We start from the raw sequence: 20,798 nt of genomic DNA, 5'->3' as shown, positions 1-20,798 counted from the left end.
GTTGACTATATTGAAGTATAACATCTACCATTAGTTTATTTAAAAAATACGCTCATCGTGTTGCTAATTCAATTATTTTTAAGACCAAACCTACAAACCATATTGCTATGTATGTAAACGTAAGAACTAAAAACAGAAAACGCCATATTTTGCGGAATAGAGGCATTAGTTCTATTTCTTTTCTTGTCCTCCATTCTATCGTAGTGAAAACGATAGCAATAATACTAGCGATAATCAAAACAATAAAACCTATATCATACGACCAAATAAATTTTACTGAAGCTTGTATTGAAAAAAGTAAAATAAACGTCGTAAGATCAGCAGCTTTACTAAATATATTTTTCCGCTTATTCGAAAACTTTTTTAGAATTATATAACTAATCCCCAAAAATACAAAAGGACATAATATTAAAACGTCCATAATAATTGATAGCAAAACCATCAATTATTTCCACCACCTTCTTGCATTGCTAGCAATATAGAATAACAAGTTGACAACATAGGCAAGTTATATCCTCTTTGTTGTGCTAACTCAATGATGCCACCTATAATGGTTTCAATCTCCATTATTCTTCCATTCAAATAATCTGCAAGCATCGAAGAGGTATTCGTTGCAGTACTTTCACATACATCTTTCACATCTTCGTAAGATAGCTGAGATTTTTGTTCTGGAAAGGCTTCAATTACTTCTTGATATAATTGATGCAATAATTTTGCACTATATGGATTGGTAATAAGCTCTCCATTTTTTACTTTTAGTATAGTGGTAAGCGTGTTCACAAAGCAATTTAATAATGCTTTTCGAAGTAACATTTTTCTGTAATCATCCAAAAGTACAACAGGAAAGAAATTTGCATCCAAACTATCAAACTTTTTAAATTCGTTTTTTCTCCCCCTCAATTGAGCGATTTTTAAATCCCCAATTCCTCTATGAATGACTGTATTTTGATTAACTTTTTCTGCTCCAAACTCAACCGTTCCTAAATAGATAGTATGTTGTTTTAGTGATTTGGCAATTTCTATATGACGTATCCCATTTTGGATAAATAATAACTCCGCATTTACTGGTAACTTGTCGAATAATGATTGTAGTTCATGTAAATGATGGTACTTTACTGCAATAATCCAAATCGCCTTAACATCCAAATCATCAGGATTTGTACTTACTTTAAAGGTAACATTACTTTGTAGACCTTCATTATTTATAAAACTCACACCATTATTTCGAATCTTTTCCTCTTGTAGTTTTGAATGGACAAGCAGTTCTACTTTATGCCCTTGCTTGACTAGACAATTGGCCATTACTAAGCCAACAGCCCCTCCTCCAACAATTACAAAATGCATTTTCACACCTTCTTTTGTCCTCATATTAACTCTCTTCAAGTTAACATAGGAACGATTCAGCTCAAAATAGCTGTCTTTTCTAAAATACTCCGATAAAAGATCCGCCTAATATAGGCGGATCTTAGCATTAATAGTATTATACAGGATATACTGGATGTTTTCGATATGGTGAGATAACTTGTTTTGAGATTAAATTTTCAAACCTGTTACTAATGGATTGCCGAAGATTTTCAGGTGAAATAATATCATCAATTATTAACTCAGAAGCTAGCTTAAAAATATCAATTTCTTGTTGATATTCTTGTTGCTTTTGTTGTATAAATTGCCGTCTTTCAGTTACATCTTCAATTTGTTCTATTTTATTTGCATATACTGCATTTACCGCAGCTTCTGGACCCATTACTGCTATCTGAGCAGTAGGAAGCGCAATACAAACATCAGGCTCAAATGCCGGTCCACACATCGCATATAAGCCTGCTCCATACGCTTTTCGTACAATGACAGATATCTTCGGAACTGTCGCACTACTCATTGCAGCTATCATTTTGGCACCGTGACGAATTATCCCATTCTTCTCTACTTTCGTACCAATCATAAAACCTGGTACATCTGCTAAAAATAAAAGAGGGATATTAAAAGCATCACAAAGATTGATAAACTTAGCCGCTTTATCAGCTGAATCTATAAAGAGTACGCCGCCTTTTATTTTTGGTTGATTGGCTATAATACCCACTGCTTTTCCATTTATTCTTGCTAAACCTGTAATAATTTCTTGCGCAAATAATTTTTTTATTTCAAAAAAACTACCTTGATCGATTAGTTGTCCTATTGCTTCATACATATCAAACGGTGCATTTTGATTTTGAGGTATAATATCCCCCAACCTTCTTCCTTCTATCGGCTGTACAGGAATACCATTTGTTGGTTTCTCGCTGCAATTCTGTGGAAAATACGTTAAATATCTTCTTGCTTCCCGAATTGCTTCTTCCTCAGTTTTGACTAGTATATCCCCACAACCACTTATAGAGCAATGCATCATTGCTCCACCCATTTCTTCCAAAGTAACTTTTTCACCAATTACTTTTTCTGCCATCCTTGGTGATCCTAAATACATAGACGCATTACCTTCTACCATAATAACTACATCACAAAATGCAGGAATGTATGCTCCTCCAGCAGCTGATGGTCCAAATAGCAAACAGATTTGCGGAATTACTCCCGATAAGCGAACTTGATTGTGAAAAATCCTTCCAGCACCCCTGCGTCCAGGAAACATAGCTAATTGGTCTGTAATTCTTGCACCTGCTGAATCTACTAGATATAGCAAAGGAACTAGACTTTTTTCAGCTGTTTCTTGAATACGAATAATTTTTTCGACTGTATGAGTTCCCCACGATCCCGCCTTAACAGTTGAATCATTCGCCAAAACGCATACAGTTTGTCCACCTATTTTGCCAACAGCTGTCACTACGCCATCAGCAGGTAACCCTTCTTCCTCACAATTCGCAAAACGACCATCTTCTTCGTATTTTCCATTATCAAATAATAACTCTAGCCTATCACGAACGAATAGCTTATTGGTTTCAGCTAGTTTTTCATGATACTTTTGGGCGCCACCTGCAAAAATTGATTCTAATGTCTTTTCTAATCGTGAATTTTTTAATGTCTCTTTTGTCATTTCGCATCTCCCTCATAATCCTGATTAAGAAATTACTACTAATGAATCGTTTTCATTAACAAAATCACCTTCTTGGACAAGGATTTCACTAACAACCCCATTTACATTCGATTCAATAGGTATTTCCATTTTCATAGACTCTAAAATAACAACTGTTTGTCCTTCTTTTACTTCTTCCCCTATTTTCACGTCAATGTGAAATACAATCCCTGCCATAGTTGATTTTATATTCATCATTATTTGCCCCCATTTCTGATTTGATAGAAATAATGTTGCTTACTATTATTCTATTTAAAAATCGTGAGAACATTCGAGTTATCATAAAAAAACTATATTATAAAAAACAACAACAACTTAAAAACGCAAGATAACAACAATCAAATCTATAATAAAAAGACGTTGAGATCTTTTAGGCAACAAGTGATTGCTTGAAAATCAAAAAAGAAACATCTATTCAGATGTTTCCTTTTTTAAAAATTGAGTACCTGTTTCAAGCCATTGAATTAGTTCCGAATAATTATGTTGAAGTTGATCATATTCATCCTTCAACTCATAGTAAGCTTCAGATAATTGATCAAAACTTGTTAGCGCTTGCTTTAAATGCGTTCTCATCATTTGCTTTGGTTGAGATTTTGCATTTTCCAATTCTTTTTCATGTATTTTGCGTAATGTTTTATTCCATCTAAATCCACAAGCTTGCTTTGTCCTACCTAATGCCTCTGCTGCCTCTTGAAAACCAGCTAATTGCGAGCGCCCTTCACTAACGGCCTGTAGCACAATTTGTGCTAGACGGTCATCATCTTGTTGAAGCCATTGGTCTTTTCGTTTTTTTATTTCCACTCATATCACCTCGCATTTTTTACTACTATATGCGAGTTTTTTAAGTTTAGAAGTTATTTTGCCTTTGATAGAAACTGTTTTACTGCATTATGATGCTCTTCACTTTCCCATAACTTTGCACACGTTTTAACTTCATCCATCACACGATCAAATAGATGTCGTTCTCTCCATTTACGTAGCTCCATTTCCTTATATGCCTTGTGAACATTTGGATGAACTTTTCGCATATCTGCTATAAATTCATCTAAAGCCTGTTCTTTATCAGTTTCAAATACACGCATTGCAAAGCCAATCTCATAAAGTAAGTTTGCTGGATATACCTTTGCATCTACTAACATTTTTAGCGCTCTATCATGACGTAATCCTCTTTCAAATAGATAAGTTCCTCCTCCCCATCCAGATGTAATCCCTAGTGTTCCTTGTATAAAACCACATTTAGCTTCCTTTTTGACCAATCGAAAATCACAAGCAGTTGCGATTTCACAGCCTCCACCAACTGCTGTCCCATTTACTAGTGCGATTGTAGGTACTGGTAATGTTGCAATTTCATATAAGATTTTCGCCATTTTACTTAACATACCAAAAGCTTGTTCCTCTGTATGAAGATTATGAAATTCGGCTAAATCCCCTCCAGAACAAAAAGCTTTATCACCTTCACCAGTAATTACTAGAAATCGGACCGATTCGTGATTATGTACATACGTAATAACCTCTTTAAAACCTTCCATCACTTCATCATTAATCGCATTACGTTTTTCTGGACGATTAATCGTAAATGTTAAAATACCATCTTGCTCTGAAAAATAATATGCCATTTCTAAATCCCCTTTGTTTAATTTTTAGAATTATCAATTATTTTATCATAAATGGATGCTTTAATATAAAGTAAAGATTTCTAGCACTTTAAAAAATTAAATAAGCTAATATATAAAAAAAGACTACTTGAGAGCCATGGTCTCTCTAGTAGTCTTTTTTAGAACAAATACTGAATTATTTGCTCACAACTTCTTTACCTTTGTATTGTCCACATGCTTTACATACATGGTGAGCCAATTTAAGTTCACCACAGTTAGGGCAAGCAACCATACCTGGTACAGCTAGTTTAAAGTGTGTGCGACGTTGACGTTTCGCAGTTTTAGAAGTTCTTCTAAATGGTACAGCCATTGATGGCACCTCCTTACAGATCGGTTATTCGTCTGTTTGATCAAAATACTTAGCTAAAGCAGCCAGTCTTGGATCCGTTTTTTTTGCGTCTTTTTCTTTTTGACTTAAAAGCTCATCTTCTGTTAAATAAGACCAATCGGCGTTATTTTTTGGAGCTGGCTTTTCAGCACCTTCTTTGAACACTTGTATTGGAATTTCTAATAATATTAGCTCTTCTAAAACAGGGTCAACATCGATAACTTCGCCTTCAACAAGATGAACATTATCATATTCATCAGGATCTACTGTATCGGACCAGCTGAAAACTTCATCTGATTCAATATCATAAGTGAATTCGACATCTTCCCAAGTTCGTGAACAAGGAAGTATAAGTGTGCCAGTCAAATGAAAATGACAGTTCAGTTGACTCGCACCAAATGTGCAGAATCCTTTTACATGAACGGGTGTACTACGGCGAATGTCCGTATTACGACGCATAAGTCCGTCCAATTGAACAATTTCGTCAATTGGCATCCCGTTTTGGCGATATTTAGATAATTGTGGGATTGCCCATTTCATACATTTATCACCTCAAGACAACAAAGTTGATTATATAATGCTAATTTATAGATGTCAAGATATTTTCTTGTCACTAGACAAAAGTCCTCGTATAATCATATTACTAAGTATAAACGGGGTGAAGATTTGATTGCAACAGGTATTATTGTCGAATACAATCCATTTCATAACGGACATCTCTATCATATCAAACAATCACGAGAACTTACAGATGCAGATGTAATTATTGCAGTTATGAGTGGTCATTTCTTACAACGTGGTGAACCTGCATTCGTGGATAAGTGGACAAGAACAAAAATGGCACTAGAAAATGGTGCAGATTTAGTAATTGAACTGCCTTATATCTACGCCACTGCACAAGCAAGCGATTTTGCTAAAGGTGGTGTTCTATTATTAGAAGCACTGCAATGTGACTTTTTATCTTTTGGAAGCGAGCAAGGAGATATCACACCGTTTTTGAATACGTACGAGCTTCTAGAGGCCCATAATGATAAATTGCAGGAAAACATTAAGCGTTTCGTTAAAACTGGTTTAAGCTACCCTCAAGCACTAAATACAGCCTATCAGCAGCTACTCTCTGACACCGAGCTTACATATGCCGATTTAACAAAACCTAATAATATCCTTGGTTACCATTACGTAGAAAATATAAAAAAATACAATACGAACATTAAACCAATTACGATTCAAAGAATTCAAGCAGGTTACCATGAGAAAATAGACAATGGTAAAACAATTGCCAGTGCAACAGGTATACGCCAAGAAATTCAAGAAAAGCATTCCCTACAAAGCGTCACTTCTTTTTTACCAAAATCTTCGCTCCAAACATTAACTGAATGGCACGAGGATTTTAAACATTTTGCTAGTTGGGAACTTTTTTGGCCATATTTGAGATTCTCTATCCTACGACTATCACCAGAACAGATTGCATTATATGCTGAAGTCACTGAAGGAATTGAATTTTCAATCATTCAAGCAGCAAAAGAGTGTAATGATTTCAATAGCTTTATGCATAAAGTTAAATCGAAGCGATATACATGGACAAGAATTCAAAGAATGCTGACACATATTTTTACAAATTTCACATGGCAACAGCTACACTCATCGAATAAACCTAGCTATATTCGCTTACTTGGTATGAGCAAAAACGGGCAACATTATTTATCCGAACGAAAAAAATTATTTACTCTACCTGTTATTAGTCGTGTAGCGAGTTCAAGTGATTCGATGCTACTACAAGATATTCATGCAACAGATTTATATATGCTAGCTCTTGGAAAAAATAAAATGGGTATGGATTATAAAATCCCACCCATTCGATATTGATCATTTCTTTTCTGGAAGTTTTTCTAAATATTCCAATGCATCATCTACATTTTTTACAGGTACGATTTTCATCTTCGTACCTATTTTTTTGGCTTTTTTTACTGCTTCTTGGTAATTTGATTGTATCCCAGGATTTTTTTTCTTTATTTCTTTTGACAACGTATCATCTGGTGCAAAGAAAATTTCCACCCCGGCATCATCTGCAGCAATTACTTTTTTATCTATTCCACCAATCCGGCCAACATCACCTGTTTCAAACATTTCACCTGTACCAGCGACATTGTATCCTTTTGTTAGATCGCCTTTCGTCAATTGATCAATAATTTCTAAAGTGAACATTAATCCTGCGGAAGGGCCGCCTATATCTTCTGCATTAATCTTAACTTCAGGATTTGTAGTAATAGATGTACTGTCAGCAAAAGTGATACCTAATCCAACCTTCCCGTCAGCACCTGGTATTTTTTTTAATGTTATTTTTTTCTCTAATGTTTGGTGATCACGTTTTATTTTTACTTTCACGTGATCCCCTTTTTTCTTACTAGCTAAATAATCTACAAGTTCTTTATGCTTATGAATTTTAATATCATCAATACCAATAACTTCGTCACCGGTTTCTAAAATATTATCAGCTGCACCTTTTTCTACAACATAGTATACATAAACACCATTATAGTTAATCTTATATTCCAAACCTGCCTTTTTAAAGGCAACAAGTTTAGCATTAAATTGTGAATCAGTCATTAGTTTAAGTTGCCGATTATTATAATCCTTATCACTTTCATGTGGACTACGAACTTGACTGTCTTTTAAAATTTCCTTTTCATCACTGAGATTCGCTAACACATAGGTAAATGGTGTAGCAACTGACATTGCTACCGTCATCATACTAAGTTTTCCCTTACCAGGTTCATCAGCATTTTCTACTTTTACATAATTATCTAAATCATATGCATCGCCGGGTTGCATAATATAATAATGCAATGGGTAAACAAAGCCAATTATGACGATTGCTACAACAACAATTAGCGTAAAAAACTTTTTTAACTTCATTGTTTCACCTCCAAATAACAACTGCCAACAACATATAAAATACTGTTCTATTACAACTGTTCAATAAGTTTATCACTAGTTTGCTTTTTCTTAAAGTAAAACTCCCACCTAGCTTTTACATACAAATAATACTCCCTTTGGAGATTACTTCGGTTCTAAAGCGAAAAAATAATTAGAATGGATGATGTACATCGTATTACATTACAGCAATATATTCCTGTGCTGGCTCTTTATACTACTATTACTATTACAACCTGGACTAGCCCATCAAGGTGCCGATACAGGGATGGAACTTTTTATCGATCATTTATTTCCATATTTACTTCCTTATCTCATATTAACCCAGTGGCTTTTACGATTAACGAATATATCTAGTATTCCTCAGCATTCAAAATGGAAATTTTACTTACAAATTTATTTTCTTAGTGCACTTGGAGGGTTTCCAACTGGAGCTGCTACCATTAGTTTCTTGTTAAAACAACAACAAATCACCAAAAAAGAAGCACCTTTACTACTAGCTATATGCCATGCACCAAGTCCACTATTTGTTGTTGGTTTTGTGGGTGTGGAAATATTAAAAAGTCCTATTAGTGGATGGTATATGCTTGCTATTATCCATGCTGTTAATATAGTCATGCTCATCGTATTCATACTCAAATTTAGAAAAATAAATGTAAGATCTATCTCTACTAAAAAAACTTCTACTGAATCAGCATCACCACTTATTGAAAGTATTAAAAATAGCTTACCAACAGTACTTTTAGTAGCTGCTACAGTTATTTTCTTTACTACAATTAGTTATGTATTAACTGAGACATTATTACGATTTGTACATCAATTACCCGATTGGATCATGTTAACTTTATATACTGTTCTTGAAATGACGTCAGGACTTGACAATGCTCAAGATTTATTTGCACATTCACAATGGCTAGAATTGATTGTCATCACTATCTTAACGATGCAAGGATTAAGTATTCATCTACAAGTAGCGGTCCTAGCAAAAGAGGCTAATATTTCGATGGTTCCATATGTATATACAAGGATTTTTCAAACACTTTTGATTCCTTTCTTATATTGGCTTATTTTTCTATCATTCTAATACATAAAAAGGTTACCAAGTAAAATTTACAAGGTAACCTTTTTATATATTGAGATTATTTTTGTTTGAATTTTTCTTTTAAGGCTTTTTCCACTATTTCAGGTACTAAACCATGTATATCTCCGCCATATTGTGAAACTTCTTTTACAATACTAGAACTTAAAAAAGAATACTTGTTTTTAGTCATGATAAAGAAAGTTTCAATATGTTCATCTAAAAATCGATTCATAGAGGTTATTTGCATTTCATATTCAAAATCCGATACTGCTCTTAAACCACGTACAACAGCATTTGCATTTTTGGATTTTGCATAATTAATCAATAATCCTGAAGAAGATTCAACTTTAACATTTGGCAAAGTATCCGTAACCTTTTCAATCAGATCAATTCGTTCATTGACATCAAACAGTGGCTTTTTACTTGAATTATTCATCACAGCAACATATACAGTATCAAAAATATCAGCAGCTCGTTTAATAATATCCAAATGTCCATTCGTTATTGGATCAAAACTACCTGGTACTACAGCGATTTTATTCAACACAATCTCCTTCTTCCTCGTCTAAACGATAGAATGAAATAATGGTACCACCATATTTTTCTTCACGAAACTTGTGGAAATTTATAAAAGCATCTGGCAAGTCAGTTTCAGTATCATGTTCACAAACAATGGTACCTTCTTTTGAAATTACTCCGTTTGAAACAATGTCTTCAACCATTTCATAATATTGATGTTTTTTATAAGGTGGATCTAAGAATATTAAATCTGCTTGTACTTCTCTTTTAATCAATAATTTTAAAGCACGTGTTGCATCGTTACGGTAAACTTCCGTACATTCTTCATAACGACATTTTGAAATATTTTCTTTTAAGTTATGGAATGCCCGACCATCTTTTTCGATGAAAATAGCCTTTTCCATACCTCTACTTAAAGCTTCGATCCCTAGACCACCACTTCCAGCAAATAAATCCAGTGCTACTCCACCCTCGAAAAAAGGGCCAAGTATATTAAATAAGGATTCCTTCACTTTATCTGTAGTAGGTCGTGTCGTCATACCACTTACAGCTTTTAATGGCATACCTTTTCGTTCACCAGCAATTACTCTCATTGTTTATCAAACCTTTATGTTTCTAATATTTGCGTATTCTATTATTCGTGGTCACTTGTTTTTATATCTATACGTTTATCTGACTTTTCAACGTTTACTAGGAATAATCGTACTAGCCATGCTTCTTCTATATAATATTCATTTCCATACTTTTCAATTGGTTGAGAGATAATATCATATCGATGATTGTTGTAAACATAAAATGGCTCATCCATAGGGAATCTAAAGGAACGACTATTACTTGTAATATAGAAGCCATGTGTGCCAACTTTTGAAGCATATCCTAATTTTTTTAGGATTGGCTTAATAGAATATAAAATACGTCCATCTTTAAATATAACTTGCACGTTATTTTGTTGCAATTCATTTATATAAACCGGACGTTTATCTTCAAATAACAATGGTGCTATATTATTACCATTCGTTGCATTCATATTAAAGAATGAAGTTTTTAAATGTAGAGTTTTAGATAAAAGGTTATCCAATCTTGTTGTCGTTACTTCTTTACCTTCCATCTCTTCTAATCCTTTTTTCCATTCTGTCGTTTGGTTTTGATTCATATAATCCTTTAACACATTTGTCATTTTTTGTGCTTTAGTAGAGCCCAAAGTACGGTTTGTTAAGAAAGATGCAACAATTGCTGGAGCCCATGATGGACTTGTATTAAATTTATATTTTTGATTAATCTGAGATATAATCACTTTTTGTTCTAATGTTTTTTCATTGATTTCAGAAGTAAATAAAATTCTTCCTGCAGAGTGTCTCTTTTTCTCAGTTTCAATAATGTCTACATGTTCAAATTTTTCTAATTCTAAACCATTCAATGATTTAGTTAAATCACTTGGAATATCATTTTTCCCATAAAGTGTCATTTGATCGTTCGTAAATACTTTTTTCATTTTACTTTTTCGCCAATATAAAGAAGTTACAGGACCATTTCCACTAAACATTGCATATTGAACTAAAGACAATTTTTTGCTAGCCACTTCTGGTAACCCCGTGATCCATTGTCCATTTGAATGTGTTTGATCTGTAATATGTATTGTTGTATGAACTGGTGTCCCATTTTCTATCTTTAAGAAAATATCTCGCAGAATTTGTCCAGATTTAATCCCTGTTTTTGAGATAGGAATAATATAAGATAATGTCTGTTCTTCCTTTTTCCCTTTTTGCAAACCAGTAATGGTTTTATTTAACCGATTACAGTTATTTTTGTCATTTTTAGAGCAAGACTTTTTAATACTTTTGGTAGGCCATATAAATCTCATACTGTCTTCTGGTAAAGAATTAAGATGATGATTAACAATTAGTTTTCCTTTTCGATATACAACATCTATGTCTTGATCGTAATGAAATGCCTTATCTTGTTCTGATAATTGATCCGAATAGACGTGGTATTGAAAAGTCAACATAATACCATTTATAAATAACAGGATCGAAAATAAACAGGCTGCAAATTTCATGTGCTAATCCCCCAAATCGTGATACTATGTGTAAAGAAAGGACGTGTATGATAAATGATTCAACAATTTATAGAACTAGGAGAGGGTTATGGTGATGTATATGAATTATGCGAGCTTATGAAAACAAATAAGCATCGTATTCATCATACATTTGTTTTTACATCTACTATTGGTGATAAAAAAGTAGCATCAATAGCCGTTGCATTAAACCCAGTTGGAGAAAGTAAATTTTCGCCAATCTATATTTGTCGAGAAGGGATTCCTTATTCAACAGAAAAGCCTTCTAAACGATTAGAACTATTTGAGGAGACAGTAAAAGAACTTGATCAATTACTCATCACATTAGATGTCAAACATTCCTCAGTTTATGTTGAAAAAGAGCTATATTATCAATACTTAATTGGAATATTACGCCTTTATCACTATATCCCATCACTGCACTAATTACTCATTTATATAGTGATTTCACATTTCCACTAGATATAATTAACTATCTTTTTTTATATCGACGGGGAGTGTTAATCCTTTAGAGACCTGTTTTATAATCATATTCTTTTGCTTTATCTGGTTTAGCATTTTCAAACACGGTCTTAACAAATGGACGATAAGACGGTAAGACTTCTCGAACGTAAGGGAGACGAGTCAATTTAGCTATTGTACTTTCAACATCTTCTTGATTGCAATATAAAACGACGTATTTAAGTCTTCTTGAAATATAATGTACATGGCCATAACGGCGTAATGATTTTGCCTGTTTTAAATGATGTACATATACGATTAAGCCTTGTCGATCTTTCATATGGATTCCCTCTTTTCTTATTTTAAAGAATAACACAGCAGTGAAATTAGGCGCAACCAAGTTTAGCTGACAGGATACATTGTTATCCGTTATAATAAGAGCATAAGTCTGCATTCAGAGGAGGACTAATATGGGAAAGAAAACGAAAGTGGCAATCGCAATTGCTGCTGCGAGTGCTGCAGCTTGGGCAGGATCAAAAGCCCTTTCCAAACCACAAAAACGAGAAAGTAAAATTGCGCTAAGCTATGAACATCCTGTAATTTTAGCTCATCGTGGTGGTTCACAATTAGCACCAGAACATACTATGGCTGCATTTCGAAAAGCTGCTGAATTAGGTGTAGACGGATTTGAAATTGATATTCGTCTAACAAAAGATGAAGAAATTGTTGTTTTTCATGATGATTATGTTGATCGTACTTGTGATGGAACTGGACGCGTGGCTGACTTAACTTTAGAAGAATTACAGAAGTTTAACTTTGGATATAATTTTGTCGATTTAGATGGGTATCTCTCATATCGTGATGAATTTGAATCTATTGTCACATTACGTGATTTACTAACTGAGTTCCCAGATATGTTTGTTAATATTGATATGAAAGATGCGCCCGATACATATGAAGGTGGTCTAATGCCTTCTAAACTATGGCGTTTAATCGAAGAACTAGATGCTACGAATCGTGTTGTTGTAACAAGCTTTTACGATGAACAAATTGATCGTTTTAATCTATATGCTCAAAATAAGGTAGCACTAGGTGCGGGACAAGCTGAAATAAGAAAAGCTTATACCTCATTTACGAGTCAATTTGGTCATTTGTATCACCCAAAAGTAGATGTTTTCCAAATACCAGAAAAGTATGGTGTATTTGCTTTAAACAATCAAAGTTTTATCCAATTTTTAAGTGACTTAAATATTCCAGTCCATTTTTGGACCATAAATGATTTATTGTCTATGAAAAAGTTAATCAATCTTGGTGCAAGAGGGATTGTTACAGACCGACCAGATTTAGCTGTTAAAGTGGTTAATGTATAATCAATTTAATAGATTAAAGTCTATTAAAAAGAGGTTTCTACTAACTAATGTAGAAACCTCTTTTAGCTTATTCTTTTAACTTATGCTGAGCATGAACAGCTACCACCTGAACCACATCCACCACTACTACAAGAGGATTCAGATTGGAAAAATGGATTACTTACTGGCACTTTAATCGAGTCAGAAACAGTTTTGCCGATTAAAAGTCCGATTTCATCCAACAAATCTTGGTAATCATTTTCTGCTAGTCTAAGAGCAGAAATTTTATCATTAACATCTAATTCACGTTTTTTTGCGCGAACTGATTTCATAATTGTTTGATAGTCTGGGTGATACTTTCCAAAACGTTGGACATCTTCATACTGATCCTTCATCCGTTGAAAATCATTAATTTTACGAACAAGTTCTTCATCAGAATATACCGCTAAATGCGCCTTTTGAAGATTCGCAAATTGTTCGGAGGAACGGATCATTGTATTAAGGTCTTGCACTTCTTCCAGAATCATAACCCATTCAGAAGTCATCATCATCGGTATTTCCCCCAATCTACTCATATCATAACAGATTTATGGCTTTTTTGTATGATTAGAGGATTGAAAGAATTAGTTATTTTCACTATTCATATTTGATATAATTTCTTCAACTACTTTTTCATCCGAAAAAGGAAGTATTTCGCCTGCAATTATTTGCCCCTCTTCATGTCCTTTACCAGCTATAACTACTACATCTCCTTGATTACAATCGTAAATAGCTTGCTGAATAGCATTTTTACGATTATGCTCTATCCTAAAGGGCTTAGTATGAATCCCTTTTGCAATAGCATTTATAATTGCACTGGCTGATTCACTTCTTGGGTTATCATCAGTAAGCCAAATCATATCAGCATACTGATCCGCTACTACCCCCATATCAAATCTTTTTCCTTGGTCTCGGTCTCCCCCACACCCAAAAACTACCACTAATCGATTTAACGTTTGTGGTCTTAATGCTTTTAATAATGCTTCTAATGCACTTGGCGTATGAGCATAATCTATAAAAATTCGAATACCTAATGGATTAGGTATTTCCTGCATTCTTCCTGTTGGCAGAGTCAATTTACTAGTATGTTGTGCTATTTCTTGTAAAGAAAATCCTAATTCCGTAATCGCTGCAATAGCTGCTAGTATATTATATTGCAAATATTCACCTTGAAAAGGAGTAATAATATCAGTTGGTATATCATTATTTTGGATTAACAACTTTGTACCCTTTTCACAATTCTGTCCGTGAATAATACTGCAATCAGCTAAATTATTTTTTCCAAAGCTTTTTACATTAGGATATTCCAAAAGTAATTGTTTACAGAAAGGATCATCAATATTTACAATAATTTGTTCAGAGAATAAGCATAACCTCTTTTTCGCCGCCAAATAATATTTTTCTCCACCATGTTCTTCGTAATGATCCCTACTAACATTTAAATATACGCCAATATTAATATTACAATCATCAAGACGATGTTCAGATAATGCAAGTGATGAAGCTTCCATCACGACATGTGTTACCCCTTGACTAACACAATAAGCAAAAATCCTATACAATTCTGTAGCTAAAGGTGTTGTTAAAGGTTCTAGCATAATATTTTGCTTCTTCCCATTTATAAACAGGCCAACTGTTCCTATTACAGCTACTTTCACATTCAATGATTGAAGTAATTGCCCGATTAAATGTGTTACTGTTGTTTTACCGTTAGTACCTGTCACAGCTACAATTGTCAACTTTTCATCAAAAGCTCCATATATCTTTTTACTCGCATATGATAAAAAAGTTGAACAATTTGGCACCCAGACAACTGGAATTTGTAGGTTGACTTTTGCTTCGTATCTATTATGTACGATAGCTGCAGCACCATTTTGTATAGCTAAATCTTTAAAATCCCATCCATCATATTTTTTCCCTTTGCGTGCAACAAATAGATCTCCCGGTTTAACATCACTAGCTCTATCTGTTATTCCTTTAATTTCAGAACGTATTGAACCACATTCTAATTCACACGGCCATTCTTTTAATAATTCTGCCAATATCAACGATGTTCCTCCTGCACCTTTTAGTTGAGAATGAATACATTACTATAACCCCTCCACCACTTATATCGTATGAAGAATATACAGAATATGTCACGAGGAGATAGGAGTCACAAAATGATTATTCAAAAATTTGGCGGAATTGCTATGCAATCTAAAGCTTCTCGTAAGCATTGCCTTCTCCATATTAAAAGAGCTCTAAGAGAACATGGAAAAACAGTTGTTGTTGTCTCTGCAATGGGTAGAGATGGCGATGCTTACGCAACTGATACTTTATTGGATATAACAGATGCATTAAGTACTTCTCCAAAGGCAAAGGATTTAGTTGCTGCATGCGGAGAGCTAATTTCTGCTGCAGTACTTTCATCAGAACTAAAGCAAGATGGAATAGATAATCTATTGCTTTATGGAGCTCCACTAGGAATAATAACTACCAATAATTTCGGAGATGCTGAAATTATTGATATTCACAAGGAAACACTCTTATCCGCCCTAGAACATCATGATTGTTTGGTTATTCCTGGATTTCAAGGTATTACAGAAGAAGGATACATTGCCACTCTTGGTAGAGGTGGTAGTGATTTAACCGCCGCTGTTTTAGGGGCCACTTTGCCTAATGCAACAATAGAGTATTATAAGGACGTTCCAGGTGTAATGACTGGAGATCCTAATTATGAAGATGATGTTGAACTTATTAGAGCAATACCTTATTCCAAGTTTTTATCATTATTGAATAATGTCCATCCTTTAATACAAAAAAAAGCAGCTGAAATGGCTCAACAACACCAACTCAAGCTGCATATACGGAATATTTTTAATCTAGAATCCGGTACATTTGTATTTCCAGATGATGATTAATGACTATCTGATTCACTACGTTTGATAAAAACTTGTGTAAAATGTTTACCAAAGGCACCTGTACCGATTTGATTGAAATGCTTATTCAATAGGGTGTCTCGATGTTTCTCGGAATTTAAGAGTCCATTTATAGCTTCTGGCGCATCTAAATAATCCTCTGTTACATTTTCTCCAGCAGAATCAAATTGAATCTCCGCAATTTTTAGTCGATCTTTAAACGCATCACTTGCCTGTTCTTCTTTTGAAAGATTATTGACTGCAAGTTTCTCACTATGCGCCATAGCCAGCTCATTTAAATCTTCCGCAGAAGTCAACTCTGGTAGACCTTTTTGAACTCGATAAACATTGGTTAACTCAAATAATTGTTTACGGTTTTCTTGATCAATTTCTACTTGCTTATACGAAGAAGGAACTGATGGGGTGATCAAATCTCCCACATAAGTCATATCATATGGGTGTTGTTTAACAAGAGTTTCACCATCAATATACCGAACAGCTTCTAACGTTTTATCAATCGCATCAAAATACAATTGTGCATATAAACCATCATACATGATTAAAATACGTGACTGTAAATCCGCTTCGTTCAATATAAAGGTATAAATATTTTGTTTGATTTTTACACTAACTTCCGTATCTGTAATGGTATTTCGATATAATTCATCAATCCCCTGACCTATTTTAAAAGGAGATGCATCCGCTTCAGAACCTGTAATATATACTTGTTTTACCTTATTATTTTCAACCCCAATAAGTAAATAATTACTTGGCGATTTTTGATATACCCACCAATCAAAGTCATAAGCAGATGGACTTTTTCGATCAGGAGTTCCCAATGTTTTTTTCAGTTTTTTGGTTGAAAGACCGACTAAAGTAGATAATCCTTTATTTGGTCTTTCTACTACCGAATTATTTAAATCAGGAGCAACTTTCTGAGGAATTACTTTCCCATTAGAATTAGGTGCTTTCAGTGGTGCATTTTCTTTAACTGGTTGATTTATATAGAAGAAAGCAATCAATATTCCCGCTAATATAATTAAAACCCTCAATAAGACTTTCACATCAATCTCTCTCCTATTTTTTAATAATGTTATTATACCAATTACATAAACGGATTCACAATGTTGTCATTGCAACCGGTCCCATTTTGCTCTATTATAAAATGGAACGTATTTGTACGAAAGTGTCGAAGGAGGAAAATTAGAATGTATTTTGAAAATACTGGACTTGAAAACAAAGTTGCGCACATTACTTTACTTGATGAACTAATGGGCAATAATGGCTTAATTCGTGCTACTGGATGGGATTACGAACGTATTACATGGGATAGAAGATTCGACGTAGCTGAAGGTACTTACTACTTAAGAGTATTTGGTTATACAAAAGATGGCGATAATGGATCAAATGATGCTAATATTACACTTTTAAAACCTGTTCTTGGTAAACATTATTACCCACATGGCGTTGAATATGGAGAAGATGAAATCTATCCTGCTCAACTCGTGAAAAATTGCCAAAACATTTTAGACTCCATCTCAAAAGAACTAGATCAATTCAATAAATAGGATTCATGCACTTATCTTTTTAGCTATACAAAGTTTACAGAAACTTTGTATAGCTTTTTTATTTCTTCTCTAATTATGCATCCACTATTTGGGCGAATGCTGAAAAAATATTTCAATTAGCATGATTTTCAGAAATCTCCTCATACTATCATTGTCAAATATATATGGGTGATTAGGATGAGTTTACATCGTATTTTTTCAAAATCTTGGCGTTGGCTTATTTTTATAATCTGTTTAGTATTTTCTCTTTTTTATGCAAAACCAATACTTATAGCCTTTCTTACTGCACTTTGTTTTAATCCACTAATTATTAGGTATGAAAAAAAGTGGAACAAAACACGTCGCTTTATTGTACCAGTCTTTTTCTCAATCTTTAGTATAGTTGTACTTTTCTTCTGCTATTTACTATACTTAATCGTACTGCATAAGTTTAGTGATTTTTCACATTGGATACCACATCTTTTAGAAACAATTAATGAAAGATGGATTTATTTCCAAGCAAAGTTAGCTAATATTACACATGATTTACCACGTCCTATAATTATTTCTATCCAACAATGGATTGAAGATATGTTGAACAGCCTGCAAAAAATTGCAACGACATATTTTCAAGCTAATTATTTACTCAATTTATTTCAAAAGTTTCCCTCAGCTATTTTTAAAATGTTCATTTATTTCTTGGCTTTATATTATGCTATGTTGGAAATTCCCAAAATCACGAAATCTTTAAGTCGATGGTTACATATAGAAAAGAACCCTTCTGTAACGGTGTTCCTCCAACATTTTAAAAAAGGAACCCTGGAATTTCTTAAAGCACAATTAATCGTGAGTGTTATTATTTTTTCTGTTACATTATGTACTTTATTATGGATTACACCCCGATATGCATTACCAATGGCTATAGTTATTTGGTTTGTAGATTTGCTACCTATTTTAGGAGCGATGATGGTCCTAATTCCTTGGGCAATCATCAGTTGGATGAGCGGACAAAACTTTGAAGGAACAATTCTATTTATATTAGCTATCGTTGTTATTGTTCTGCGGCAAATTTTAGAAACTAAAGTTACGAGTAATCATCTAGGACTTCCACCTCTTACTACACTCATTTGCATGTACGTGGGATTTGAAATGTTCGGCATTATTGGATTTTTCATAGGCCCATTTGTTGCGATTCTAATCGTTGTTATTGGGCAATTCAGGAAAAGTTGGACTGCATTTAAAAGAAAAAACTAATTCCATTTATGTGGAATTAGTTTTTTCTCATTAATGATTATTCAAAATTGCTTTAATAACAGAAGTTGTTGGTCCACCACTATAAAAAACGTAAAGTAATAAGTAAACAGCTACGCCGGTAATCGCTACAAAGAACCAAATTATACTAGTAATTGGCGCTATTTTACGATGACGCTCTAGTTTATTTGTAAAGCCTGCTATTAAAGTAACAATCCCGAACACTGCACCTGAAGTGGCTAACATTATATGAAATACCAAGAAAATTGTATAGTATATTTTCAAATGATCAGGGCCACCAAAAGCTGTATTTCCGATAAATACTGTTCTTGAAAGATAGATGATAAAGAAAAGTAAAGCTGACACAGCAGCAGCAATCATTGTCTTTTTATGTGCTTCTTTTTTTCTTTGTTTAATAAGTATCCAACCAATCGCGATAAGTATCGCGCTTAGAACTATAAAGGAAGTACTTATTGTAGGTAAAATAGGTACACTCATAATTTTACTCCTAACACTGTAATTTTGTTCAATCAATGAAATTGATTTTGAGATAATCTTTGTCTTTCTTTTAATGCTTCTTCAGTCATTTTATCAGCATTCTTTTGATCATTTTTATACCACACCATGAATACTCGTCCTAAAATAACCGCAAAAATTATTTCTTGAATAATTTTCATTATTACACCACCAAGTTGTTGATCTTCAAGTGGCGTCATGTTCGTAAATAATTCTGGACCTGATAGAGTCAATCCTTGCAATGTGTTACTTGGAACGCAAAGGGCCATCGCTTTCATCCACGTTTCTCCATCTGTATATGTTGCATAAAAGGCAGTAGGCGAAAAGATAATTAGTGCACAAGAAGGTGTAATAAGTATCGCATTCGCAATAATATAAAAGAACTTATTTATATCTTTCATAGCTGGTTCGCCTTCTACTGTATTTAACAATGGCCAATACATGAACAAAGCAGACACAAATAGAACGAATGTATAAATACCATGTGCGGTTTCATCTAACTTAATGTAATCTAAGACAACCGGTAAATGATAAACCGAAAACATAAACACAAAAAAGAAAACTGCAAAAATTGGCTTCGTCATAAAATGAAATACTGGCTTCACATATGGTAAGTTAATAACTACCTTCCATAACCAATTGGGAATGCCAATAATAAAGAAAATCGGAATAAACAATAATAAAAAAGCCATTTGAACCATATGCATTGTGAACATAATATGTGACATTAAATCAATAGGGGATCCTATAATGACGTATAGCATAATCATTGCAAAAACAAATGATATAGCTTCTCCCTTTTTAAGTGGTTCACTATATTTAAAGTCATTTCTCCATTTAGTCGTGATTAAAAAATATAATACCGTAAAGAACACCAGCACACCTATTAATGCTGGGCTCCACATAGCACGAAACCCGAAAATACTTAATGGCATTGTAATTCTCTCCTTATTTACAATCAATACCTACATTATATAGAGGTTCTCACAAAACTACAATGAACGAATCATGACATTTGGTTTTAACCGTTATTAGAGCAAAATTTTACTTACAAGTTGACTTTAAATTTGTTCGATATACGAGAAAAAGTCCTTTTAAATAAT

25 protein-coding genes are annotated in these 20,798 nt (G+C 33.6%); 7 read left to right on the top strand and 18 right to left on the bottom strand.

Annotated features, from left to right (window positions below; translation table 11 throughout):
• Positions 1-52 precede the first annotated feature (52 nt).
• From D1606_RS19270 to D1606_RS01175, 8 genes are all read right to left on the bottom strand, one after another.
• Complete coding sequence (locus D1606_RS19270; protein ID WP_367269416.1) at positions 53-421, bottom strand: DUF3397 domain-containing protein; 369 nt, start codon at positions 419-421, stop codon at positions 53-55.
• Positions 422-441: 20 nt separating this feature from the next.
• A complete protein-coding gene (locus D1606_RS01205) occupies positions 442-1,344 on the bottom strand; it encodes a ketopantoate reductase family protein (RefSeq protein ID WP_158582302.1) in 903 nt (300 codons plus the stop codon).
• Between the two features lie 136 nt (positions 1,345-1,480).
• Positions 1,481-3,022 (bottom strand): acyl-CoA carboxylase subunit beta, encoded by a 1,542-nt coding sequence (locus D1606_RS01200; RefSeq protein WP_119414194.1) that lies wholly within the window; start codon positions 3,020-3,022, stop codon positions 1,481-1,483.
• 24 nt (positions 3,023-3,046) lie between these two features.
• On the bottom strand, positions 3,047-3,259 hold the full coding sequence (locus D1606_RS01195) for a biotin/lipoyl-containing protein (RefSeq protein WP_119414193.1): 213 nt from the start codon (positions 3,257-3,259) through the stop codon (positions 3,047-3,049).
• Between the two features lie 213 nt (positions 3,260-3,472).
• Positions 3,473-3,862: a transcriptional regulator gene (locus D1606_RS01190; RefSeq protein WP_119414192.1), complete on the bottom strand. Its 390-nt coding sequence runs from the start codon at positions 3,860-3,862 to the stop codon at positions 3,473-3,475.
• Positions 3,863-3,915: 53 nt separating this feature from the next.
• The gene (locus tag D1606_RS01185) at positions 3,916-4,677 is read right to left on the bottom strand and encodes an enoyl-CoA hydratase/isomerase family protein (protein WP_119414191.1); all 762 of its coding nucleotides are present in this window, start codon (positions 4,675-4,677) and stop codon (positions 3,916-3,918) included.
• A 175-nt stretch (positions 4,678-4,852) separates the two neighbouring features.
• Positions 4,853-5,026 (bottom strand): 50S ribosomal protein L32, encoded by a 174-nt coding sequence (rpmF, locus tag D1606_RS01180; RefSeq protein WP_102692762.1) that lies wholly within the window; start codon positions 5,024-5,026, stop codon positions 4,853-4,855.
• 24 nt (positions 5,027-5,050) lie between these two features.
• Complete coding sequence (locus tag D1606_RS01175; RefSeq protein WP_119414190.1) at positions 5,051-5,584, bottom strand: YceD family protein; 534 nt, start codon at positions 5,582-5,584, stop codon at positions 5,051-5,053.
• A 126-nt stretch (positions 5,585-5,710) separates the two neighbouring features.
• Here D1606_RS01175 and D1606_RS01170 point away from each other — a divergent pair, with 126 nt between their 5' ends.
• Positions 5,711-6,910: a nucleotidyltransferase gene (locus D1606_RS01170; protein ID WP_119414189.1), complete on the top strand. Its 1,200-nt coding sequence runs from the start codon at positions 5,711-5,713 to the stop codon at positions 6,908-6,910.
• Here D1606_RS01170 and D1606_RS01165 read toward each other — a convergent pair whose 3' ends face one another.
• A complete protein-coding gene (locus D1606_RS01165; protein WP_119414188.1) occupies positions 6,911-7,960 on the bottom strand; it encodes a SepM family pheromone-processing serine protease in 1,050 nt (349 codons plus the stop codon).
• 184 nt (positions 7,961-8,144) lie between these two features.
• On the opposite strand from D1606_RS01165, the gene D1606_RS01160 reads away from it, so the two are divergent.
• A complete protein-coding gene (locus tag D1606_RS01160; protein ID WP_124218554.1) occupies positions 8,145-9,062 on the top strand; it encodes a hypothetical protein in 918 nt (305 codons plus the stop codon).
• 55 nt (positions 9,063-9,117) lie between these two features.
• On the opposite strand, the gene coaD is transcribed toward D1606_RS01160, so the two are convergent.
• From coaD to D1606_RS01145, 3 genes are read right to left on the bottom strand one after another with little or no spacing between them, the layout of a single operon-like run.
• Positions 9,118-9,606 carry a pantetheine-phosphate adenylyltransferase gene (coaD, locus tag D1606_RS01155; RefSeq protein WP_369973720.1) on the bottom strand — a complete coding sequence of 163 codons (489 nt, stop codon included), beginning with the start codon at positions 9,604-9,606 and terminating at the stop codon, positions 9,118-9,120.
• Positions 9,596-10,171, bottom strand: coding sequence for a 16S rRNA (guanine(966)-N(2))-methyltransferase RsmD (gene rsmD / locus D1606_RS01150; RefSeq protein ID WP_119414185.1), 576 nt, complete (start codon positions 10,169-10,171; stop codon positions 9,596-9,598). The genes coaD and rsmD overlap by 11 nt, the downstream gene beginning before the upstream one ends.
• Positions 10,172-10,212: 41 nt before the next feature.
• Complete coding sequence (locus D1606_RS01145; RefSeq protein WP_119414184.1) at positions 10,213-11,634, bottom strand: hypothetical protein; 1,422 nt, start codon at positions 11,632-11,634, stop codon at positions 10,213-10,215.
• 54 nt (positions 11,635-11,688) lie between these two features.
• Here D1606_RS01145 and D1606_RS01140 point away from each other — a divergent pair, with 54 nt between their 5' ends.
• The gene (locus D1606_RS01140) at positions 11,689-12,078 is read left to right on the top strand and encodes a DUF7147 family protein (protein WP_119414183.1); all 390 of its coding nucleotides are present in this window, start codon (positions 11,689-11,691) and stop codon (positions 12,076-12,078) included.
• 82 nt (positions 12,079-12,160) lie between these two features.
• Here D1606_RS01140 and D1606_RS01135 read toward each other — a convergent pair whose 3' ends face one another.
• Positions 12,161-12,433 (bottom strand): YlbG family protein, encoded by a 273-nt coding sequence (locus D1606_RS01135; RefSeq protein WP_119414182.1) that lies wholly within the window; start codon positions 12,431-12,433, stop codon positions 12,161-12,163.
• A 130-nt stretch (positions 12,434-12,563) separates the two neighbouring features.
• On the opposite strand from D1606_RS01135, the gene D1606_RS01130 reads away from it, so the two are divergent.
• Positions 12,564-13,463 (top strand): glycerophosphodiester phosphodiesterase family protein, encoded by a 900-nt coding sequence (locus D1606_RS01130; RefSeq protein WP_119414181.1) that lies wholly within the window; start codon positions 12,564-12,566, stop codon positions 13,461-13,463.
• An 80-nt stretch (positions 13,464-13,543) separates the two neighbouring features.
• Here the strand turns inward: D1606_RS01130 and D1606_RS01125 are convergent, their stop codons facing one another.
• Together D1606_RS01125 and D1606_RS01120 are read right to left on the bottom strand one after the other, a co-directional pair.
• On the bottom strand, positions 13,544-13,993 hold the full coding sequence (locus tag D1606_RS01125) for a YlbF/YmcA family competence regulator (protein ID WP_119414180.1): 450 nt from the start codon (positions 13,991-13,993) through the stop codon (positions 13,544-13,546).
• 72 nt (positions 13,994-14,065) lie between these two features.
• Positions 14,066-15,529 carry a UDP-N-acetylmuramoyl-L-alanyl-D-glutamate--2,6-diaminopimelate ligase gene (locus tag D1606_RS01120; protein WP_158582301.1) on the bottom strand — a complete coding sequence of 488 codons (1,464 nt, stop codon included), beginning with the start codon at positions 15,527-15,529 and terminating at the stop codon, positions 14,066-14,068.
• 114 nt (positions 15,530-15,643) lie between these two features.
• Here D1606_RS01120 and D1606_RS01115 point away from each other — a divergent pair, with 114 nt between their 5' ends.
• Positions 15,644-16,384 (top strand): amino acid kinase family protein, encoded by a 741-nt coding sequence (locus tag D1606_RS01115; protein ID WP_119414178.1) that lies wholly within the window; start codon positions 15,644-15,646, stop codon positions 16,382-16,384.
• On the opposite strand, the gene D1606_RS01110 is transcribed toward D1606_RS01115, so the two are convergent.
• Positions 16,381-17,445, bottom strand: a complete 1,065-nt coding sequence (locus D1606_RS01110; protein ID WP_119414177.1) for a CAP domain-containing protein — start codon at positions 17,443-17,445, stop codon at positions 16,381-16,383. The two genes, D1606_RS01115 and D1606_RS01110, sit on opposite strands and share 4 nt — an antisense overlap.
• 144 nt (positions 17,446-17,589) lie before the next feature.
• On the opposite strand from D1606_RS01110, the gene D1606_RS01105 reads away from it, so the two are divergent.
• Both D1606_RS01105 and ytvI read left to right on the top strand, forming a co-directional pair.
• Positions 17,590-17,949 (top strand): YugN family protein, encoded by a 360-nt coding sequence (locus D1606_RS01105; protein WP_119414176.1) that lies wholly within the window; start codon positions 17,590-17,592, stop codon positions 17,947-17,949.
• A gap of 177 nt (positions 17,950-18,126) precedes the next feature.
• Entirely contained in the window at positions 18,127-19,182 is a 1,056-nt protein-coding gene (ytvI, locus tag D1606_RS01100; protein ID WP_119414175.1) for a sporulation integral membrane protein YtvI, read from the top strand.
• Positions 19,183-19,212: 30 nt separating this feature from the next.
• Here the strand turns inward: ytvI and D1606_RS01095 are convergent, their stop codons facing one another.
• Both D1606_RS01095 and ctaG read right to left on the bottom strand, forming a co-directional pair.
• Positions 19,213-19,677 carry a DUF420 domain-containing protein gene (locus D1606_RS01095; RefSeq protein WP_199670632.1) on the bottom strand — a complete coding sequence of 155 codons (465 nt, stop codon included), beginning with the start codon at positions 19,675-19,677 and terminating at the stop codon, positions 19,213-19,215.
• Positions 19,678-19,709: 32 nt separating this feature from the next.
• Positions 19,710-20,630 (bottom strand): cytochrome c oxidase assembly factor CtaG, encoded by a 921-nt coding sequence (gene ctaG, locus D1606_RS01090; protein WP_119414174.1) that lies wholly within the window; start codon positions 20,628-20,630, stop codon positions 19,710-19,712.
• Positions 20,631-20,798 lie beyond the last annotated feature (168 nt).

It is taken from the genome of Rummeliibacillus sp. POC4 (genome assembly GCF_003576525.1).
Taxonomy (GTDB): domain Bacteria; phylum Bacillota; class Bacilli; order Bacillales_A; family Planococcaceae; genus Rummeliibacillus.
Note: the sequence above shows the minus strand (reverse complement) of the source record. Positions and strands in the feature narration are given on the sequence as shown.